The following is a 19,622-nucleotide window of genomic DNA, read 5'->3' as shown; positions in this document are numbered from 1 at the left end:
ATACAATCACAACCCGGATAGTTTCCACGTCCATCTCAAGACGCTTCCGCTATCCAAATTACTTGCTTCTTCCAGATTGTTAAAGAACGACAGCCGATATCTGTTGATATCCTCTGACTGGCTCAATCGCCAATGACAAAGATTCGACTCAAGTCGAATGCTTGTCATTGAAGATTGGTGGAGGCAGACGGGATCGAACCGACGACCCCCTGCTTGCAAAGCAGGTGCTCTCCCAGCTGAGCTATGCCCCCATGAGTACAGATTTGCCTCAGGTACCTACCGCCAGACAAGACAATGGTGGGTCTGGTTGGATTCGAACCAACGACCCCCGCCTTATCAAGACGGTGCTCTAACCGACTGAGCTACAGACCCCTGAGTCTGTCTTTAAATTTACAGCCGATAAGCGTGAGCGCTCAACTTGGCGAGAAGCTCTGGAAAGGAGGTGATCCAGCCGCACCTTCCGATACGGCTACCTTGTTACGACTTCACCCCAGTCATGAATCCTACCGTGGTGACCGTCCTCCTTGCGGTTAGACTAGCCACTTCTGGTAAAACCCACTCCCATGGTGTGACGGGCGGTGTGTACAAGACCCGGGAACGTATTCACCGCGGCATGCTGATCCGCGATTACTAGCGATTCCAGCTTCATGCACTCGAGTTGCAGAGTGCAATCCGGACTACGATCGGTTTTCTGGGATTAGCTCCCCCTCGCGGGTTGGCAACCCTCTGTTCCGACCATTGTATGACGTGTGAAGCCCTACCCATAAGGGCCATGAGGACTTGACGTCATCCCCACCTTCCTCCGGTTTGTCACCGGCAGTCTCCTTAGAGTGCTCTTGCGTAGCAACTAAGGACAAGGGTTGCGCTCGTTGCGGGACTTAACCCAACATCTCACGACACGAGCTGACGACAGCCATGCAGCACCTGTGCGCCGGTTCTCTTTCGAGCACTCCCACCTCTCAGCGGGATTCCGACCATGTCAAGGGTAGGTAAGGTTTTTCGCGTTGCATCGAATTAATCCACATCATCCACCGCTTGTGCGGGTCCCCGTCAATTCCTTTGAGTTTTAATCTTGCGACCGTACTCCCCAGGCGGTCAACTTCACGCGTTAGCTACGTTACTAAGGAAATGAATCCCCAACAACTAGTTGACATCGTTTAGGGCGTGGACTACCAGGGTATCTAATCCTGTTTGCTCCCCACGCTTTCGTGCATGAGCGTCAGTATTGGCCCAGGGGGCTGCCTTCGCCATCGGTATTCCTCCACATCTCTACGCATTTCACTGCTACACGTGGAATTCTACCCCCTCTGCCATACTCTAGCCTGCCAGTCACCAATGCAGTTCCCAGGTTGAGCCCGGGGATTTCACATCGGTCTTAGCAAACCGCCTGCGCACGCTTTACGCCCAGTAATTCCGATTAACGCTCGCACCCTACGTATTACCGCGGCTGCTGGCACGTAGTTAGCCGGTGCTTATTCTTCCGGTACCGTCATCCCCCGACTGTATTAGAGTCAAGGATTTCTTTCCGGACAAAAGTGCTTTACAACCCGAAGGCCTTCTTCACACACGCGGCATTGCTGGATCAGGCTTTCGCCCATTGTCCAAAATTCCCCACTGCTGCCTCCCGTAGGAGTCTGGGCCGTGTCTCAGTCCCAGTGTGGCTGGTCGTCCTCTCAGACCAGCTACTGATCGTCGCCTTGGTAGGCCTTTACCCCACCAACTAGCTAATCAGCCATCGGCCAACCCTATAGCGCGAGGCCCGAAGGTCCCCCGCTTTCATCCGTAGATCGTATGCGGTATTAATCCGGCTTTCGCCGGGCTATCCCCCACTACAGGACATGTTCCGATGTATTACTCACCCGTTCGCCACTCGCCACCAGGTGCAAGCACCCGTGCTGCCGTTCGACTTGCATGTGTAAGGCATGCCGCCAGCGTTCAATCTGAGCCAGGATCAAACTCTTCAGTTTAAACCTGTTACTGTTTTCGGTTCGGTTAAGAACCGGTCGCTCACTCAAAGCTGACAGGAATATGAATCACTTCATAAACCTGACTTACTTTAGTGTGAGACTCTTGATACTTTCGCTATCTGATCCGAGGATCAGCTCGCTTTCATCAAGCGCCCACACTTATCGGCTGTTAATTTTTAAAGAGCATTCTGCGAGGAACTTCGTGTTTCCCGGCAGCGCTGCGTTTTCAGCAGCAGAGAAGCGAGATTATGAACCGTGTTTCGCAGTTCGTCAACAACTTTTTACACTGCATCGTTGCGACTGCGGGGCTCAACTTCCAGGCCAGTGGCGCGCTCCAGACTCCAGCACACCGCCAACCCTGCTTCCCTTCTCCCGCGCCGCGTTTCCGTTAGCGCGAAAGAGGCGTGATTGTAGGCAGCCTCTTCGATCTGCGCAAGGGGTTTCTCGAAAAATATAAGGCCCCGCACGCTGCCGCGTGCGGGGCCTTATATGGAAGCCGCCGAACCGTCAGGCCGCCGCGCGCACCTGGCGAGCGACGATCTCCATATAGTGATCGAGATCCGGCGTCACCTTGCCTTCCTCCTTCGCCGTATCGTCCCAGCGGCGCAGACGCAGCGCCGCCTCCGCGAACGGGCGCTGCAGGAACGCCGCCGTCTCCTCTTCGCTGAAGATGCCGCCCTGCAGCGCGAGGCTGCGCACCGAGTCCGGCGACAGGCTCTCGAAGTAGCCGGCGTCCGTGCGGCACAGGCAGCGCTTTGCGTCGACGTGCAGCCGGATCGGCTCCAGCACCGCGTCGGAAAACAGCGGCCGCAGGAACGGCAGCACGTAATACTGATGCAGATCGTCAATCCCGCGCGCGCTCGGCGTCTCGCCCTGGCGATTCAGCAGATGCCCGAGGTCATGCAGGAACGCGGCCGCGACCAGCGCTTCGTCAGCCCCCGCCTCTTCGGCCAGCAATCCACTCTGCAATGCGTGCTCGAGCTGCGTGACCGGCTCGCCGCTATAGGCCACATGGCCATGCTCGCGATACAGCCCGTGGATCTCTTCCACCGTCAATGCCATTCACTCACTCCCAAGGCAGCGAAAACGTCTTCAGGTTCGTGAAGCTCTTCATCGCCTCCTGAACGCCTTCCTTGTAACCGAGCCCCGAATCCTTGATCCCGCCGAACGGCGACAGCTCGATCCGGTATCCGGGCACTTCCCATACGTTCACCGTGCCGACGTTCAGCTCGTTCACGAACCGCACGACCGCTGCCGTGCTGTCGGTACAGACGCCGGACGACAGCCCGAACGCCGTCCCGTTGCTGATCCGGATCGCGTCGTCGATCGTGTCGAACGTGATCACCGGCGATACCGGGCCGAAGGTCTCCTCGCGCACGATCGTCATCGACGGGTCGACGTTGTCGAGCACCGTCGGCGCATACAGCGCGCCGCGCCGCACGTTGCCGGTCAGCAGGCGCGCGCCCCGCGCGACCGCCTCCTCCACTCGCGCCTCGAACAGCCGCGCCGCTTCCTCGTCGATCACCGTGCCCATCTCGTTCGCGGGATCGAACGGGTCACCGTACTTCCATGCGCGCGTCTTCTCGACGAGCAACTCGGTGAACGCGGGCGCGATCGAGCGCTGCACCAGCATCCGCTTGACGGCCGTGCAGCGCTGCCCCGAATTCCGGTACGAGCCGAGCACCGCCAGCGACGTTGCGCGATCGAGATCGGCATCGTCGAGCACGATCAGCGGATCGTTGCCACCCAGTTCCAGCACGATGCGGCGGTAGCCGGCGCGCGCAGCAATCGCCTTGCCGATCGCCACGCCGCCCGTGAAGGTAATCAGCGACGCGTGCGGGTGCGTGACGAGTTCGTCCGCGATCTCGCGCGGATCGCCGGTCAGCACCTGCAGCATCGGCTCCGGCAAACCGGCTTCATACAGCAGGTCGGCCAGGTAGAACGCCGACAGCGGCACCTTCTCCGACGGCTTCACGATCACACGGTTGTTGGTCGCGATCGCCGGCGCGATCTTGTGCGCCACCTGGTTCATCGGATGATTGAACGGCGTGATCGCGACGATCACACCGTCGAGCGGCTGGCGCTGCGAGAACACGCGGCGCGCCTTGCCGTGGGGCGTCAGGTCGCACGAGAAACTCTGCGCGTCGTCGCGCAACGCCTCGACCGCCGCAAACTTCAACACGTCGGCCACGCGGCCGATCTCGTAGCGGGAGTCCTGTTTCGACAGCCCCGATTCGAGCGTGATCAGGTCGGAAGCTTCCTCGGTGCGCTCGCGCAGCAGCGCGGCCGCACGCTCGAGGATCTGCGAACGCTCGTAACGCGTGAGTTTCGGCCGGTACGCCATCGCATAGTCGAATGCCGCGCGCACATCGTCGGCGCTCGCCAGCGGCGCCGTCCCGACGCGCGTGCCGGTGTAAGGGTCCATGACATCGAGCGTGCGTTCCCGCGTCGCGCGGGTGCCGCACCAGCGCAGCGCCTCTGCACGAAACGCCGGGTGGTCGTGTCGGGGATGAGCCATCATGTCGCGACCCGGTTCAGCACGAAATCGAACACGTCGAAGTTGCGCGGGCGACGCGCAGGATCGATCGGCTCGATACGGCGATTGAACAGCAGCGGTACTTCCTGCTCCGACACGCCGCCATGCGAACGCAGCGGCACCGTGAGGCCCGACAGATCGTGTTCGCGCTCGCGCGTGCCGAGCGTCATGTTGCGGCGGCCGATCACGACGAGATCGCCGATCCGGTCGGCCGGCAACTCGAAACGGGCGGCGGCTTCCGCGTTGTCGAGCACGAGCTCGACGCCGTCGAGGCCGCCCACGCGCCACATCGCCTCGGCCCGGTCGACGCCCGGCGCCAGATAGACGGTCGCAAACGAGCCGAGCGCGCCGTGGTGCACGACGTACGGATCCGTGATCGGCAGGATCACGCGCGCGGCCTGCACGCCGTACCAGCTGTCGAATGCATCCTGCAGATAGATGACGTTCGGCCGGCCTGTCGCAGGATCGTGCTTTGCGTTCATCCCGTGGTCGGCCGTGAGGCCGATCGCCCAGCCGAGCGCGTCGAGCTGCGCAAGGTAGCCGTCCATCATCGCGTAGAACGCGTTCGCGCCGGCACTGCCCGGCTCGCACTTGTGCTGCACGTAATCGGTGGTCGACAGGTACATCAGGTCGACCTGGCGCGTCTGCGCAAGCCGCACGCCGGCCGCGAACACGAATTCGGACAACGCCGCGCTGTAGACGTCCGGCGACGGCAGGCCGACCCAGTCGAGCACGTCGACGATCCCGTTTTCGGCGAGATTCGCCTGCGCGGCCTTCTCGGCCGAAAAGCAGATGCCGTTCAGCTGCCAGCCGAGCAGCCGGCGCAGCTTGTCCTTCGCCGTCACGACGGCAACCCGCGCACCGGCGTCGGACGCCGCCGCGAGCAGCGTGCCGGCCCGCAGGTAGGCCGGGTCGTTCATCATGACTTCGGCGCCACGCCCGCCGTCGGCGGCCGGATCCCAGAAGTAGTTGCCGCAGATCCCGTGGACCGACGGCGGCACGCCACAGACGATCGAAAGGTTGTTCGGGTTGGTGAAGGTCGGCACGACGCAATCGGCGCGCCAGGCCGTGCCTTCCGCGATCATCCGGCCGATGAACGGCGCGACGCCCGCCGCCACCGCCCGTTCGAGATAGTCGTACTCGCAGCCGTCGACGCAGACGACGACGGTCGGTTCGACCGGCAGCCGATAGTGACGGCCGTTGACGTCGACGGAACGTCCCGCGAGACCCGTCGATGCGCCGGCTGCCGACGCTTCACCAGGCTGGCGCAAGGCGAACGCGGCGTTCATGATGCCACCCGCTTGCCGCGCGGCACGCGCGCAGCGATCAGCAGCAGCGCCGCGAGCGACGCGCCGAGCATCAGCAGCGACAGGGCCGATGCCGGAAGGTAATACCCGCGCTCCACCTGGCCGATCACGACGATCGGCACGGTGGCGAAGCCGGGCGGATAGACCGTGAGCGTCGCGCCGAGCTCGCCGAGCGACAGCGCGAACCCGAGCGCGAGGCTCGCGCGCAGCGCCGGCACGAGCTGCGGCAGCAGCACGCGGCGCAGCACCATCGCGGGCGGCGCACCGAGGCTCGCCGCCGCTTCGCGCAGCACGGTCAGTTCCGGACGCAGCGCGGCGGCCGCGCAGCGATAGCAGAACGGCAAAATCAGCGCGAGCTGCACGAGCACGACGATCGCCGCCGAACTCGACAGGTCGACCGGCTTCTGGTGATACGCGATCAGCACCGCGAGCCCCAGTACGACGCTCGGCACGCCGTTCGGCACCATCACGAGCGCATCGACCACCGCGCCGAGGCCGCGCCGGTCGCGCCCTTCGAGCGCCAGTGCAAGCCACAGCCCGAGGACCGTGCCTACCGCCGACACGCCGAAGCCGATTTCCAGGCTCGTCAGCAGCGCATCGTATTCCGGCGACCCGAGCCGCTCGAACCAGCGCAGGCTGTAGCCGGCCGGCAGAATCGTGCCCGACCACTGCGTCGACACGCTCGACAGCGCGACGACGATGACCGGCAACACGAACAGCCAGAAGCACGCGAACGCGGCCAGCGCGAGCGCCGCGCGCGACGCATGCTTGAGCACCGTGTCGCCCCAGCCGATCTGGTGGCGCGGCACGGCTTGCCCGATACGAAATTCAGCGGACATCGTTTCCTCCCGTCGCACGCCGGTTCACCCGGCGATAAACCGCATACAGCGCCAGCGACAGCGCGAGCATCACGACCGCGCCGGCCGACGCGGTCGGCAGATCGAGGTCGACCGTCGCGCTGCTGTAGATCGCAACCGGCAGCGTCACGAGCCGCGCGCTGCCCAGCACGAGCAGAATCCCGAATTCGTTCAGCGTCAGCAGGAAACACAGCACGGTGCCGGCGGCGATGCCCGGCCACGCGATCGGCAGCACGACGCGACGTGCCAGCATCCAGCCGGACGCGCCGAGGCTGCGCGCGGCTTCGATCAGCCGCAGATCGAGCGTCGCGAACGACGCGAGCGTCGGCCGCACGACGAACGGCGTATAGAACACGGTCTGCGCGAGGATCACGCCGCCGATGCCGAACAGGAAGTTCAGCGGCGGCTCCTCCAGATGGAACAGGTGCTGCAGCGCGATGCTGATCGACCCTTGCGAGCCGTACAGGAAGATCAGCGTGAACGCGACGAGGAACGACGGGAACGCGACGTACAGCTCCAGGAAACGCGTGACGAGCGACGCGCCCGGAAAGGGCTTGAAGAACAGCAGCGCGGCCAGCAGCACGCCGAGCACCGACGCGGTGCCGGCGCTCGCGAACAGCACGCCGAGTGTGGTCAGCATCACGCTGCGCGTGTCGGGGTTGCCGAAGAACGTGCGGTACGCGGCGAAACTCAGCCCGTGGTCGCCCGACACGCTCAGCAGCACGAGCCGCACCAGCGGATAGACGACGAGCGGGCCGAGCAGGACGATCGCGAGCGCGGCCAGGTGCAGATCACCCATGCGCTTGCGGCGCCGCGCGGCGGCGGCGTGCGCGGCGGCCGACGCGAGCACGTGCGGCGGCAGGCCGGCTTCAGGGCTCGATAAGGACGACATCGTCTGCCTCGCAATGCAGGGAAACGCGCGCACCGCGCTCGGGAGCCGCACCGCGGCCGCGTTGCATCGTGACGCGCACCGGCTCGTCGGGGGCCGCATCGATCGTGACCGCGATCGACAAGTCCGCGCCCTGCCATTCGACGGACGACACCGTGCCGTGCAGCCCGCCCGCGGCGGGCGGCATCAGGGTCAGGCGCTCGGGGCGCACGCAGGCCACCTTGCCGCGCACTTCGTGGCGCGGATCGCCGAGCGGGAAGATCACGTGCGGCGGCAGCAGGTTCGCCGGGCCGAGATAGCGTGCGACGTAGCCGTCCTGCGGCGCGTCGTACAGCTGCTGCGGCGTACCGAGCTGCGCGATGTGGCCGTCGCGCATGAGCAGCGCGCGATCGGACAGCACGAGTGCGTCGTCGCGGTCGTGCGTCACGCAGACGACGGTCAGGTTCGGCAGGCGCTCGTGCAGCGCCTTCAGTTCGCTGCGCACCGACGCGCGCAGGTTGGCGTCGAGCGCCGACAGCGGCTCGTCGAGCAGCAGCACGTCCGGCTCGATCACGAGCGCGCGCGCCAGCGCGACGCGTTGCTGCATCCCGCCCGACAGTTGCGCGGGCAGGTGATGGCCCGCATCGCCGAGCTGCACGAGCTTCAGCGCATCGGCGACGCGGCGCGTCACTTCCGACGACGCCATGCCGCGTGCGCGCAGCCCGAATGCAACGTTCTCGAACACCGTCAGGTGCGGGAACAACGCGTAATTCTGGAACAGCAGACCGAGATTGCGCTTGTGCGGCGGCGCATAGGTCAGGTCGCGTCCGGCCACGGTCAGCGTGCCGGTCAGGCCGTCGGCCTTCACGAACCCGGCGATGAAGCGCAGCAGCGTGGTCTTGCCGCAGCCGCTCTTGCCGAGCACGGTCAGAAATTCACCGGCACCGATCGACAGCGACAGATCTTCCAGCACCGTGCGTGCGCCGTAGCGCACGCTCAGGTGTTCGATCTGCACGCCGCCCGGCGCGCCGGACCGCAGCGTTGCCTGCGGTTCGGCGGCGCCGAATGCGCCGGGATGGGTCAGGGTGGTGTCCACCGGGTTCATCCTCTTGCTCACAAATACAGGCGGCGTGCGCCGATCACTTCGGCTTGACGACGTCGAGCTGCTTGCCCGAGCTGCCGATCACGTCCTTCTTCCAGCGCTCGATCCACACCGGCTTCTTCGCCATCACCTGGGTCCAGTCGACCGGGATCAGCTTCACGCCCGCGATCGCCTTCTTGACCGCCTCGCCGTTCTTGCCGGCCAGCGGCACGTCCGTGCGGCCCGGGATGCCGTACATGTCCGGCACCTTCGACTGCACGTCCGTCGACATCAGGTAGTCGATCAGTTTCTTGCCGGCGTCCTGGTTCGGGCCGCTCTTGATCAGGCCGATGCCGTACGGGAGCTGGAACGTGGTCGGCTGGTCGCCTTCCTTCGCGGCCAGGAAGATCGGCTTGACGGACAGCGCGCCGTGTTCGGCGTCGTCGAGGTCCATCTGCAGGTCGCCGTTTGCAACGCTGATTTCGTTACGCGACAGCAGCACGTTCAGGTAGCCCGTGCCCTTCGTGTGGAACTTCACGCTCTGCGACAGCTTCGCGAGGTAGTCGAACGCCTTGTCCTCGCCCATCAGCGACGTCGTCAGGATCAGCACGGCCATCCCGTCGCCGGCGGTGGCCGGGTTCGAGTACGCGACCTTGCCGGCGTAGGCCGGCGCGAGCAGGTCGGCGAACGTCTTCGGCTGGTTCTTCACGACGTCCGGGTTGATCGCGAACGAGAAGTAGTTGTTCACGAACGTCGCCCACGTGCCGTCTTCAGCCTTCGCGATGGCCGGCACATTCTTGTAGTTCACGCTCTGGTACGGCTGCAGCAGGCCCATCTGGCCAGCTTGCTGAATGAACGGCGGCAGCGTGACGATCACGTCGGCCTTCGGGGAGTTCTTCTCGATGTTCGCGCGGTTGACGACTTCACCGCTGCCCGCCGTCACGATGTTGACCTTGACGCCTTCCTTCTTCTCGAAAGCCGGCAGCACATCGCGATAGAGGTTCTCGAGACCGTCTGCCGTATACAGCACGACCGCGCTCGCCGCATGGGCGGGCAGCGCGGCGCCCATCAGGCCGGCGACGCTGGCGGCCAGCGCAAGCTTGCGGAACGCGCCGGCAACGGCGCGCGAGGGTTTCTGCAGTGTCATCTGACTTCTCCGTAGGCGGAACACCAAATGGCCGGGGCACGATCCGGCTCTCCTGTTATCTCCGGGCAAGGCCGATCGACGGCCCGCCTCGCTACCGCGCCGAGGTGAGGTTTCGCGCGGCAAGCGAAGGATCACAGCGTTCGATGACAAACCCGTGACGAATGCGGCAATTTCCAAAAAATGACACATTTTGCCAATATCATGCAAGTCATTCAGAAATGCTGCCCGGCGTTTCTTCCGACCTTTGCAGAGGAAAACCATGTCCGATCCGATTCTTCTTACGCCTGGCCCGCTCACCACGTCCGCCACAACGCGCCACGCAATGCAACACGACTGGGGCTCTTGGGATGCCGCGTTCAATCAACTGACGGCCAGCGTCTGTGCGGATCTCGTCGCGATCGCGCACGGTGGCGATGAATACGTGTGCGTGCCGATGCAGGGCAGCGGCACGTTCTCCGTCGAAGCCGCGCTCGGCACGCTGGTGCCGCGTGACGGCGTCGTGCTGGTGGCCGACAACGGCGCGTACTGCGCGCGCATCCTGAAGATCCTCGGCCGGCTGGGTATCGAAGCCATCGCGTTGCCGTTCGGTGAAGATGCGGCCGTCGATCCGGCCGCGATCGAAGCCGCGTTCGTGCGCGAGCCGCGCATCACGCACGTCGCGCAGGTGCATCTGGAGACGAGCGCCGGGATCCTGAACCCGCTGGACGACATCGCCGCCGTGTGCCGGCGCCACGGCAAGCGGCTGATCGTCGACGCGATGAGCTCGTTCGGCGCGCTGCCGATCACGCTGGCCGGCAGCGGCATCGATGCGCTGATCTCGGCGAGCGGCAAATGCCTGGAAGGCGTGCCGGGGATGGGGTTCGCGATCGTGCGGCGCGACGCGCTCGACGCGAGCGAAGGCAACTCGCCGTCGCTCGCGCTCGATCTCCACGATCAATACGCGTACCTGCGCAAGACGGGCCAGTGGCGCTTCACGCCGCCGACGCACGTGATCGCCGCGCTGCGCGCCGCACTCGATCAGTACCTCGCCGAAGGCGGCCAGCCGGCGCGCGGCGCGCGCTATGTAGACAACTGCCGGACGCTGGTCGAATCGATGCACGCGCTCGGCTTCACGCCGTTCCTCGATGCGAGCGTGCAGGCGCCGGTGATCGTCACGTTCCACGCGCCCGACCACCCGGCCTACGATTTCCGCCGCTTCTACGACGCTGTGCGCGATGCGGGCTTCATCCTGTATCCGGGCAAGCTCACGCAGCTCGAGACATTCCGTGTCGGCTGCATCGGCGCGATCGACTCGAACGACATCCGCCGAGCGGTCGCCGCAATTGCGCAGGCGGTCGAATCGCTCGGCATCGCGGTGCAGCGCGCGTAAGCGCCGTACCGCGCCAGCCGGCAGAGCCGCCGGCACGCGCACGCAAAAAAGCCCGGCGCCTTGCGGCTGCCGGGCTAACGCACAGGATCTGCGTGGAGCCGGTGCTTACAGCTCGATCCGCTTGATGTCGCCGACCACGAAGATGTACGACGCCGCACCGACCAGCGCGATCACGCCGATGAACACGAGCGCGCCGACGAACGACCCGGTCGACGCGACGATGAAGCCGACCACGAGCGGCGTGACGATGCCCGCCAGGTTCGCCGCGAAGTTGAAGATGCCGCCCGTGACGCCGAGCAGGCCGTCAGGCGCGATGTCCGACACGAGCGTCCAGCCGAGGGCGGCCATCCCCTGCGCGAAGAATGCGACCGACATGATCGCGATCACGGCCTCGTTGCTCTGCACGTAGTTCGCGAGAATGATCGTCGATGCGAGCAGCAGGCCCGCGATGATCGGCAGCTTGCGCGCGAGGTTTGCGGACTTGCCGCGACGCAGCAGCCAGTCGGAGAAGATCCCGCCGAACATCACGCCGACCGACGCGGCGATGAACGGCATCACCGCGAAGAAACCGATCTTCAGCCAGCCCATGTGGCGCTCGGTGGCGAGGTAGGTCGGGAACCAGGTCAGGAAGAACACGAGCGTCGAGTTGCCGGCGAACTGGCCGAGGCAGATGCCCGCGAGCTGGCGCTTCTTCACCAGTTGGCCGACCATCGACCAGCTGAACTTGGCCTGCGCCGGCTTGTCGCCCTTGTCGCCGCTCTTGCGCGCACCGTGCACGAGACCGCCGCCCGCCTCGATATAGGCCAGCTCCTCCGAATTCGCACCCGGATGGTTGCGCGGCTCGTGATAGAACTTCCACCAGACCAGGCCGAACACGATACCCACCGCGCCGACGACCCAGAACAGCGAGCGCCAGCCGAACGCACCCATCAGCGCGAACAGCACCGGGCTGAAGAACGCGAGGCCGATGTACTCGCCGACGGTGTAGGTCCCTGTCGCCATCGCACGCTCGTTCTGCGGGAACCACGTCGCGACGACGCGGCTGTTGGTCGGGAAGCACGGCGCTTCCGTCACGCCGAGGCCGAGCCGGCAAGCGAGCAGCGTCGCGACGCCCGGCACGAAGCCTTGCAGGAACGTGCACAGCGACCACAGCGTCATCGACCAGTAATAGGTGATCTTGCTGCCGAAGCGGTCGAGGAACAGGCCGCCGGGAACCTGCATCGCGACATACGTCCACGAAAACGCGGAAAACATGATGCCCATCACGGCCGCGTTGATGCCGAGCTCCTTGGTGAGCTGAGGCGCAGCCACCCCCAGCACGGTGCGGTCGAGATAGTTGATCATCGTGCCGATCGCGAGCAGCGCGAGAATCTTGTAGCGCGCCGAAGTGCGCCGGACGGTGCCGGACGCCTGCGCCGGCGCGGCGCTCGTGTGAGTGGTGTGCTGCATGGTCGTCTCCTGGTCTCTCTTTCTGGAATAGGTCAGCGCGCGACGAGCGACTGAAAGTGTTCGAACATCCGCTCGGCGTCGGGCGTGCGTCCGGTGAAGATCTCGAACGCGTCGACCGCCTGGTAGACGGCCATCCCGCCGCCCGGCAGCGTGGCGCAACCGGCCGCGCGCGCCGCGTGGATCAGTTCGGTTTCGAGCGGGAAGTACACGATGTCGGCCACCCACATGCCCGCGTGGAGCAGTTCGGCCGGCAGCGGCAGGCCCGGATGTTTGGCCATGCCGGTCGGCGTGCAGTGGATCAGGCCCGTCGCCGCGCGCATCGCGGCCGCGAGATCGTCGCCCTGCACGACGCGTGCCGCCGGGAAGCGCTGCTGCAGCTCGGCGGCGAGCGCGGCGGCGCGCGTGCCGTCGACATCGAAAATCGTCAGTTCGGCCGCGCCCATCTGCAGCGCCGCATGCGCGACGGCCGCGCCCGCGCCGCCCGCGCCGAGCTGGACGACGCGCTCGAGCGACGCGCCCGGCAACCCGCGGCGGAACGATTTCGCGAAACCCGACCAGTCGGTGTTGTGGCCGATCCGCTTGCCGCCCTTGAACAGCACGGTGTTCACCGCGCCGAGCGCGCGTGCGTCGTCCGACAGTTCATCGAGGTGTTCGATCACGCGCTGCTTGCACGGGTGCGTGATGTTCAGGCCGTTGTAGCCCATCCGCTGCGCGGCATCGAGCAGTTGCGGCAGCGCGTCGACGGTCACGCCCAGCACGTCGAGATCGATGCGCCGGTAGACATAGCCGAACCCCTGGCGGAATCCTTCTTCCTCGTGCATCGCGGGCGACAGCGAGCCGCCGATGCCCTGGCCGATCAGGCCGATCAGAAACGACGGGCGGCTCATCGTGCGGCTCCCTGCGCGAACAGCGTCGCCAGGCGCTGCAGCGCGAAGAGGTAGCCCTCGGTGCCGCAGCCGCAGATCACGGCTTCGGCGAGCGCCGACACATAGGAATGGTGCCGGAACGCCTCGCGGCGATGCACGTTCGAGATATGCACTTCGATCACCGGCTTCGCGATCGCGGAAAGCGCATCGGCCAGCGCCACCGACGTATGCGTATAGGCGGCCGGGTTGATCACGATGCCGTGCGTGTCGTGACGCGCGGCGTGCAGCCAGTCGATCAACTGGTGCTCGGCGTTCGACTGGCGGAAGTCGATTTCCAGCCCGAGCGCCTCGCCCGCCGTACGGCAGCGCTGCTCGACGTCGGCCAGCGTTTCCGCGCCGTAGATATGGGGCTCGCGGGTGCCCAACAAATTCAGGTTCGGGCCGTTCAGCACGAGCACCTTGTGCTTGCTCATCGTGTTTCTGCTCCTGAAACAGGGGCAGACCACGATCGGCGCCGCCCCGAAGACATCGGAATGTGGCGCTAGTGTGCGCCCCTGCAAGCGGGCTGTCTTTTCGGGTTTTCGCTAATTTGTACCACCTAGTTAGTTTGTACAATATGCATCACCCGCCTAGTAAATTCGGGATATGGCGTCCGCCATGAACTCAACGACTGGTTCATTCAGGGCCGGTTCGGCCGACGCCATGCCCGCTCATCCTCAGGAATCGCCCATGCAGCGCTCGATCGCCACCGTGTCACTGTCCGGCACGCTCGCCGAGAAACTCGCCGCCATCCAGGCCGCAGGCTTCGACGGCGTCGAAATCTTCGAAAACGACCTCGTCTACTTCGATGGATCGCCGGCCGACGTCCGGCGCATGGCCGCCGATCTCGGCCTCGATATCGTGCTGTTCCAGCCGTTTCGCGACTTCGAGGGGGTGAGCGCGGCTCAGCTCGCCCGCAACCTCGACCGGATCAAGCGCAAGTTCGACGTGATGCATGCGCTCGGCACCGACCGCATCCTGGTGTGCAGCAACGTATCGGCCGACACGATCGCGGACGACGGGCTGCTCGTCGACCAGCTCGGCGCGCTCGCCGAAGCCGCGCGGCAGGCCGGCGTGGTCGCCGCGTACGAAGCGCTCGCGTGGGGCCGCGTCGTGAAGCGCTACGGCCATGCGTGGAAACTCGTGAATGCGGTGAACAGCCCGCATCTCGGCCTGGCGCTCGACAGCTTCCACACGCTGTCGCTCGACGATTCGCCGGACGCGATCGCGGACATCCCCGGCGACCGGATCGCGTTCGTGCAGATCGCCGATGCGCCGAAGCTCGCGATGGACGTGCTCGAATGGAGCCGCCATTTCCGCTCGTTCCCGGGCCAGGGCGACTTCGACCTCGCACGCTTCACCGCGCGCGTGATCGAGTCGGGCTATACCGGGCCGCTGTCGCTCGAGATCTTCAACGACGGCTTCCGCGCCGCGCCGACCGCGATCACGGCCGCCGACGGCCATCGTTCGCTGCTCTATCTGGAGGAACTGACGCGCGAACGGCTCGCGCAGGACGGCCGCGCGCCGGCCGCCGACCAGCCGCTGTTCGCGCCGCCGGCGCCGCCCGCGCACGTCGGGTTCCAGTTCATCGAATTCGCGGTCGACGCGAAGGCGGCAGCGACCGTCGGCGAATGGCTCGGCCGGATGCGCTTCCGGCTCGCGGGCCGCCATCGCTCGAAGGACGTGACATTGTTCCAGCACGGCGCCGCGTCGATCGTGCTGAACGCCGAGCGCGATTCGTTCGCCGATGCGTTCTTCCAGCAGCACGGGCTGTCGCTGTGCGCATCGGCATTCCGGGTCGACGACGCGAAAGTGGCGTTCGAACGCGCGGCCGGCTTCGGCTATGCACCGTTCTCCGGCCGCGTCGGGCCGAACGAGCGCGTGCTGCCGAGCGTGCAGGCGCCGGACGGCAGCCTCGAATACTTCGTCGACGAAGCGCCGAACGCGCCGACGCTGTACGAATCGGACTTCGTGCTGACCGACATCGACGGCCCGAGCGAAGTCGGCCCGCTCACGGGTATCGACCACGTGTGCCTCGCCCTGCCGGCCGACGCGCTCGATACGTGGATCCTGTTCTTCAAGACGGCATTCGGCTTCGAGGCGGAACGCAGCTGGCTCGTGCCCGACCCGTACGGGCTGATGCGCAGCCGCGCGGTGCGCAGCGCCGACGGCTCGGTGCGGATCGCGCTGAACGCGTCGGTCGACCGGCACACGGCGGTTGCCGAATCGCTCGACCGCTATCACGGCACGGGGCTGAACCACGTCGCGTTCCGCACCGACGACATCGTGAAGACGATCGCCGCGTTCGCGGCCGACGGCATTCCGTTCCTGCGCATTCCGCCGAACTACTACGACGATCTCGCCGCACGCTACGCGCTGCCGGACGACCTGATCGACACGCTGAGCACGCATCACCTGCTGTACGACCGTGACGAACACGGCGGCGAATTCCTGCATGCGTATACAGAACTGGTCGACAACCGCTTCTCGCTCGAGATCGTCGAACGGCGCGGCGGATACGACGGCTACGGCGCGACGAATGCGGCCGTGCGGCTCGCCGCCCAGGCACAACGCAGAAAATAAGGGAAGGAAGCCGACAGGGATTCAAGGGGCGCATCACATTCGCGCCTCGTGGCCGCCTCAAAGGGCCACATCTTGCGCGCACCATCGCGGGGAATCGCTTGGCCGCACCCCCGCCCGCGCGGCTCGCCGCGATCGGGCCGGAAACCGCATTCCATCGGGCGTTACATCCGGTAACCCGTACCGCAGCGCAGCATCGCGTCGCCCCGTGCGGTTTTAAGAATCGCTTAAGTCTTCGACGGCACCATCCGCAACCAGTACCCGATGGTTATCTCGAAAAGGAGGAAAGCGATGAGCGCCGTAGAACCACCCGCGGGCCGCCCGGCCGCGCCCCCTGCAAAGAAGACGATGCTGCGCCGCCTGCTCAGTCATCACGAAATCGCGACGCTGCTCGTGCTGCTGCACGCACCGATCGGCGCCAATGCCAAACCCGAATTGCCTGCGCTGCAGGAAGCCGGTCTCGTCGAGATGGTCAAGCTCGACACCGAAACGGCACCCAGCTTCCGGCTGACCGAAGACGGCACCGCCGTGCTGAAAGGGCTCGGCTACCGCTGAGCCGACGTTTTCATCCCTTTCCCGCTTTCCCGCATCACCCCGATTCCCAGCGACCCGCCGGCCCTGTCGGCGTGTCGCGTCACCCTGCCCGCTCCTGCAGCATCAACCGGTATTCCGTCGGCGTGACGCCGACCGTCGCCTTGAACTGGCGCGTGAACGCACTGTGATCCGTATAGCCGCATAGCGCCGCGACGTCGGTCACCTTGTCGTGCGTGACGAGCAGCGCGGTAGCCGCATCGAGCCGTGCCTTCAGCAGCACCTGGCGCGGCGTCAGGTGGAACACCTTGTGGAAGTAGCGTTCGAGCTGCGCGACCGACATCCCCGCCATCTGCGCGAGATGCTTCAGGTTCAGCGGCTGCACGTAGTGATCCTGGATGTGCTGGACGACGTCGGCGAGCCGGCTGTACGCCGGGTGCGATCCCTCGTGCGCCTTCAGGTCGCGCGAGATGCCCGCGAGGCCGACCACCCTGCCCGCGGCATCGCGCAGCGGCTCCTTGCAGGTCAGGCACCAGCCCGGCTGACGGCCCGGATACAGGTGCAGCTCCAGCTGGTCCATCAGTTGCTGGCCGGCATTGATCGTCGCCATGTCCTGCTCGAAATAGCTGCGGCCGAAGCGGCGCGGAAACACTTCGTCGGCCGTCTTGCCGAGCAGGTCGCGCTTGTCCTTGTAGCCGCAGCGCATCGCCAGCGTGCGATTGACGATCGCGTAGCGGCCGCTCGCATCCTTCACGAAGAAGGCGACGTCCGGCAGTGCATCGAACACCGGTTCGAGCAGGCGGAAGTGCGCAAGCATCGCGCCGAAATCGGCATTGTCAGGATGGTAGCGCAACGGTTCGGACAGGCTCATGGGCGGTACGGCAAGCAAGGGCGTCATCCCGGCAACCGCAATGCGAGTGGCAGATGGCGTCGATTATAGAAGCGCCCTTCGATCGCGTCGCGCCGATCGCAAAGGCGGGCAAGTTGGCGGCAGCCGTCGCAACGCGCCGCCGATCGGCCGGCATCGTCATGCGACATACGTTGCGTGCGCAACCACTGCGTCGAGCGTGCGGCGGCCGGCCGCGACTCCGCTTGTGTCGACGCGGCCACCCAGCGTGCGCCGGTACCGGCACGCCACGCGGACTGGCGCACTCGCACGCCGGCACGGTACGCCCGAACTCGCCAGCATAAAAATGCGAGCGTGCAGCGTCTTGGCGCGTTTGCGCATTCGGCATGACGATTTCGGCATATATCAGGGTTATCGACGATATGCCGATATCGTCGCCGGCCGCGCATCGAACGCGCAAGACGCACGCATTTTCGCTATCTAGACTTCGCTTCACGGTCACGAGACGACCTCACGCCGCGGCAGCAATCGGCATGCATGGCCTGCGGCATCGGCCATCAGCTGCGCCGATTCCGGCACAGCCCGGGCAGCACGCGGCACGCACGCATGGCCCTCGCATCGGCCTGCCGACCGAACCGTCTCGCCCGGTTTACCGGCGCCGGCCCGCCAGCCGGCGGCGGCCCAACCACGCCATCAAGGGGAAGTGAAAGTGAAGCTGAAGGTATCGCACGTCGCGCTGGCCGCTGCCTGCGCACTGTCAGGCGCGCACGCCATCGCCGCCGACGTCGTCAAGATCGGTTTCGCCGCACCGCTGACCGGCCCGCAGTCGAACTACGGCACGGACATGCAGAAGGGCGTGCAACTCGCGATCGCCGATTTCAACGCGACGCGGCCGACGATCGGCGGCAAGCCCGTCACGTTCCAGCTCGACTCGCAGGACGACCAGGCCGACCCGCGCACCGGCACGACCGTCGCGCAGCGGCTGATCGACGACAACGTCCGCGGGATCATCGGGCACTTCAACTCGGGCACGAGCATTCCCGCGTCCGACCTGTACGATCGCGCGGGGCTGCCGCAGATCTCGATGGCCACGTCGCCGCAATACACGGCACGCGGCTACAAGACGACCTACCGGCTGCTGACGAGCGACGCGCAGGCAGGCCGCATCGTCGGCACGTACGCGGTGAAGACGCTGCGCTTCAAGCGCATCGCGATCATCGACGACCGCACGGCCTACGGCCAGGGCATCGCCGACGAATTTGCGAAGGCCGTCGAAGCGGCCGGCGGCACGATCATCAAGCGCGACTTCACGAACGACAAGGCGCTCGATTTCTCCGCGATCCTGACCAACCTCAAGGGGATGAACCCGGACGCGATCTTCTACGGCGGCGGCGACGCGCAATCGTCGCCGATGATCCGCAAGATGCGCCAGCTCGGGATGAAGTCGGCGTTCGTGACGGGCGAGATGTCGCGCTCGCCGACGTTCCTGAAGGTCGGCGGCGACGCGGCCGAAGGCGCGATCGTCTACATGGGCGGGCTGCCGAAGGAGAAGATGCCGGGCTTCTCCGGCTACGCGGCACGCTACAAGGCGCGCTTCAACGAAGACGTGATCACCTACTCGCCGTACTCGTATGACGGCACGATCGCGCTGCTCACCGCGATGAAGGACGCGAACTCGACCGACCCGAAGGTGTACACGCCGTATCTCGGCAAGGTGTCGGTCAAGGGCGTGTCGGCCCCCAGCATCGCGTACGACACGAAGGGCGACCTGAAGGATGCGCCGGTGACGATCTACAAGGTCGAGCATGGCGCGTTCAAGCCGGTCGATACGATCGCCGGCAACTGATCCGCAAGACCCTGCCCCGCGCGGCGCGTCAGCGGCTCACCGGCCGCCCGCGCCGCGCGCGCTTCTGTGTCCGCGTCTGCGCCTGCTTCGGCTTCGCGATCCGAACCGTTCCTCGGCGCGCCCCCACGCGCGTGCATTTCGCGCTCCTGTAGAATCCCCCCACCCGCTTTGACGCTTCGTCTCCGTCGCGCCCCATCCCGGTGCGGCGGCGCGTGTTTCGTGCCGCACCCGGCACGCCGCACGCTTCGACGACGCAAGCCGCGCCTTGTCAGTCCATGCCGAAAAGCGGGCCCTGGAGACGCAGCACCGACAACAACATTCGAAAACCGATC

The 19,622-nt window shown here is 65.6% G+C and carries 15 protein-coding genes, 2 tRNA genes and 1 rRNA gene; 4 read left to right on the top strand and 14 right to left on the bottom strand.

Annotation, left to right across the window (positions count from 1 at the left end; all coding sequences use genetic code 11):
• Positions 1-175: 175 nt before the first annotated feature.
• The 10 genes from CFB34_RS05790 to phnS form a co-directional block, all read right to left on the bottom strand.
• A tRNA-Ala gene (locus tag CFB34_RS05790) sits at positions 176-251 on the bottom strand.
• 44 nt (positions 252-295) lie between these two features.
• Positions 296-372: transfer RNA gene (locus CFB34_RS05785), tRNA-Ile, on the bottom strand.
• Positions 373-435: 63 nt separating this feature from the next.
• Positions 436-1,967: ribosomal RNA gene (locus CFB34_RS05780) — 16S ribosomal RNA — on the bottom strand.
• A gap of 507 nt (positions 1,968-2,474) precedes the next feature.
• The gene (locus tag CFB34_RS05775) at positions 2,475-3,029 is read right to left on the bottom strand and encodes a phosphonate degradation HD-domain oxygenase (protein ID WP_089441589.1); all 555 of its coding nucleotides are present in this window, start codon (positions 3,027-3,029) and stop codon (positions 2,475-2,477) included.
• 4 nt (positions 3,030-3,033) lie between these two features.
• Positions 3,034-4,488, bottom strand: a complete 1,455-nt coding sequence (phnY, locus tag CFB34_RS05770; RefSeq protein WP_089441588.1) for a phosphonoacetaldehyde dehydrogenase — start codon at positions 4,486-4,488, stop codon at positions 3,034-3,036.
• Positions 4,485-5,792: a phosphonoacetate hydrolase gene (gene phnA, locus CFB34_RS05765; protein ID WP_089441587.1), complete on the bottom strand. Its 1,308-nt coding sequence runs from the start codon at positions 5,790-5,792 to the stop codon at positions 4,485-4,487. Before phnA ends, phnY begins: the two co-directional genes overlap by 4 nt.
• Positions 5,789-6,649 (bottom strand): 2-aminoethylphosphonate ABC transport system, membrane component PhnV, encoded by an 861-nt coding sequence (gene phnV / locus CFB34_RS05760; RefSeq protein WP_060074338.1) that lies wholly within the window; start codon positions 6,647-6,649, stop codon positions 5,789-5,791. The genes phnA and phnV overlap by 4 nt, the downstream gene beginning before the upstream one ends.
• Entirely contained in the window at positions 6,639-7,559 is a 921-nt protein-coding gene (locus CFB34_RS05755; protein ID WP_089441586.1) for a 2-aminoethylphosphonate ABC transporter permease subunit, read from the bottom strand. The genes phnV and CFB34_RS05755 overlap by 11 nt, the downstream gene beginning before the upstream one ends.
• On the bottom strand, positions 7,537-8,640 hold the full coding sequence (phnT, locus tag CFB34_RS05750; protein WP_069252529.1) for a 2-aminoethylphosphonate ABC transport system ATP-binding subunit PhnT: 1,104 nt from the start codon (positions 8,638-8,640) through the stop codon (positions 7,537-7,539). The genes CFB34_RS05755 and phnT overlap by 23 nt, the downstream gene beginning before the upstream one ends.
• A gap of 34 nt (positions 8,641-8,674) precedes the next feature.
• Entirely contained in the window at positions 8,675-9,763 is a 1,089-nt protein-coding gene (phnS, locus tag CFB34_RS05745) for a 2-aminoethylphosphonate ABC transporter substrate-binding protein (RefSeq protein WP_089441584.1), read from the bottom strand.
• Between the two features lie 259 nt (positions 9,764-10,022).
• Here phnS and CFB34_RS05740 point away from each other — a divergent pair, with 259 nt between their 5' ends.
• On the top strand, positions 10,023-11,132 hold the full coding sequence (locus tag CFB34_RS05740; protein ID WP_089441583.1) for a 2-aminoethylphosphonate--pyruvate transaminase: 1,110 nt from the start codon (positions 10,023-10,025) through the stop codon (positions 11,130-11,132).
• A 105-nt stretch (positions 11,133-11,237) separates the two neighbouring features.
• Here CFB34_RS05740 and CFB34_RS05735 read toward each other — a convergent pair whose 3' ends face one another.
• From CFB34_RS05735 to aroQ, 3 genes are read right to left on the bottom strand one after another with little or no spacing between them, the layout of a single operon-like run.
• Complete coding sequence (locus CFB34_RS05735; RefSeq protein WP_039339244.1) at positions 11,238-12,581, bottom strand: MFS transporter; 1,344 nt, start codon at positions 12,579-12,581, stop codon at positions 11,238-11,240.
• Between the two features lie 32 nt (positions 12,582-12,613).
• Positions 12,614-13,468, bottom strand: a complete 855-nt coding sequence (locus CFB34_RS05730) for a shikimate dehydrogenase (RefSeq protein ID WP_089441582.1) — start codon at positions 13,466-13,468, stop codon at positions 12,614-12,616.
• Positions 13,465-13,920 carry a type II 3-dehydroquinate dehydratase gene (gene aroQ / locus CFB34_RS05725; RefSeq protein WP_089441581.1) on the bottom strand — a complete coding sequence of 152 codons (456 nt, stop codon included), beginning with the start codon at positions 13,918-13,920 and terminating at the stop codon, positions 13,465-13,467. The genes CFB34_RS05730 and aroQ overlap by 4 nt, the downstream gene beginning before the upstream one ends.
• Positions 13,921-14,176: 256 nt before the next feature.
• On the opposite strand from aroQ, the gene CFB34_RS05720 reads away from it, so the two are divergent.
• Together CFB34_RS05720 and CFB34_RS05715 are read left to right on the top strand one after the other, a co-directional pair.
• On the top strand, positions 14,177-16,069 hold the full coding sequence (locus CFB34_RS05720; RefSeq protein WP_089441580.1) for a sugar phosphate isomerase/epimerase and 4-hydroxyphenylpyruvate domain-containing protein: 1,893 nt from the start codon (positions 14,177-14,179) through the stop codon (positions 16,067-16,069).
• A gap of 288 nt (positions 16,070-16,357) precedes the next feature.
• Positions 16,358-16,621 carry a hypothetical protein gene (locus tag CFB34_RS05715; protein WP_089441579.1) on the top strand — a complete coding sequence of 88 codons (264 nt, stop codon included), beginning with the start codon at positions 16,358-16,360 and terminating at the stop codon, positions 16,619-16,621.
• 79 nt (positions 16,622-16,700) lie between these two features.
• On the opposite strand, the gene CFB34_RS05710 is transcribed toward CFB34_RS05715, so the two are convergent.
• Positions 16,701-17,495 (bottom strand): AraC family transcriptional regulator, encoded by a 795-nt coding sequence (locus CFB34_RS05710; protein WP_089441578.1) that lies wholly within the window; start codon positions 17,493-17,495, stop codon positions 16,701-16,703.
• A 658-nt stretch (positions 17,496-18,153) separates the two neighbouring features.
• Between CFB34_RS05710 and CFB34_RS05705 the strand changes: the two genes are divergently transcribed.
• On the top strand, positions 18,154-19,290 hold the full coding sequence (locus tag CFB34_RS05705; protein WP_089441576.1) for a branched-chain amino acid ABC transporter substrate-binding protein: 1,137 nt from the start codon (positions 18,154-18,156) through the stop codon (positions 19,288-19,290).
• Positions 19,291-19,622 lie beyond the last annotated feature (332 nt).

Source organism: Burkholderia sp. HI4860, from assembly GCF_002223045.2.
GTDB lineage: Bacteria > Pseudomonadota > Gammaproteobacteria > Burkholderiales > Burkholderiaceae > Burkholderia.
Note: the sequence above shows the minus strand (reverse complement) of the source record. Positions and strands in the feature narration are given on the sequence as shown.

Bases quoted from the DNA above. Each gene is read 5' to 3' on its own strand.
- CFB34_RS05735 (WP_039339244.1), bottom strand. From the start codon at position 12,581: ATGCAGCACACCACTCACACGAGCGCCGCGCCGGCGCAGGCGTCCGGC.
- phnA (WP_089441587.1), bottom strand. From the start codon at position 5,792: ATGAACGCCGCGTTCGCCTTGCGCCAGCCTGGTGAAGCGTCGGCAGCC.
- phnV (WP_060074338.1), bottom strand. From the start codon at position 6,649: ATGTCCGCTGAATTTCGTATCGGGCAAGCCGTGCCGCGCCACCAGATC.
- CFB34_RS05730 (WP_089441582.1), bottom strand. From the start codon at position 13,468: ATGAGCCGCCCGTCGTTTCTGATCGGCCTGATCGGCCAGGGCATCGGC.
- CFB34_RS05775 (WP_089441589.1), bottom strand. From the start codon at position 3,029: ATGGCATTGACGGTGGAAGAGATCCACGGGCTGTATCGCGAGCATGGC.
- CFB34_RS05710 (WP_089441578.1), bottom strand. From the start codon at position 17,495: ATGACGCCCTTGCTTGCCGTACCGCCCATGAGCCTGTCCGAACCGTTG.
- aroQ (WP_089441581.1), bottom strand. From the start codon at position 13,920: ATGAGCAAGCACAAGGTGCTCGTGCTGAACGGCCCGAACCTGAATTTG.
- phnY (WP_089441588.1), bottom strand. From the start codon at position 4,488: ATGATGGCTCATCCCCGACACGACCACCCGGCGTTTCGTGCAGAGGCG.
- CFB34_RS05720 (WP_089441580.1), top strand. From the start codon at position 14,177: ATGCAGCGCTCGATCGCCACCGTGTCACTGTCCGGCACGCTCGCCGAG.
- CFB34_RS05715 (WP_089441579.1), top strand. From the start codon at position 16,358: ATGAGCGCCGTAGAACCACCCGCGGGCCGCCCGGCCGCGCCCCCTGCA.
- CFB34_RS05755 (WP_089441586.1), bottom strand. From the start codon at position 7,559: ATGTCGTCCTTATCGAGCCCTGAAGCCGGCCTGCCGCCGCACGTGCTC.
- CFB34_RS05740 (WP_089441583.1), top strand. From the start codon at position 10,023: ATGTCCGATCCGATTCTTCTTACGCCTGGCCCGCTCACCACGTCCGCC.
- phnS (WP_089441584.1), bottom strand. From the start codon at position 9,763: ATGACACTGCAGAAACCCTCGCGCGCCGTTGCCGGCGCGTTCCGCAAG.
- phnT (WP_069252529.1), bottom strand. From the start codon at position 8,640: ATGAACCCGGTGGACACCACCCTGACCCATCCCGGCGCATTCGGCGCC.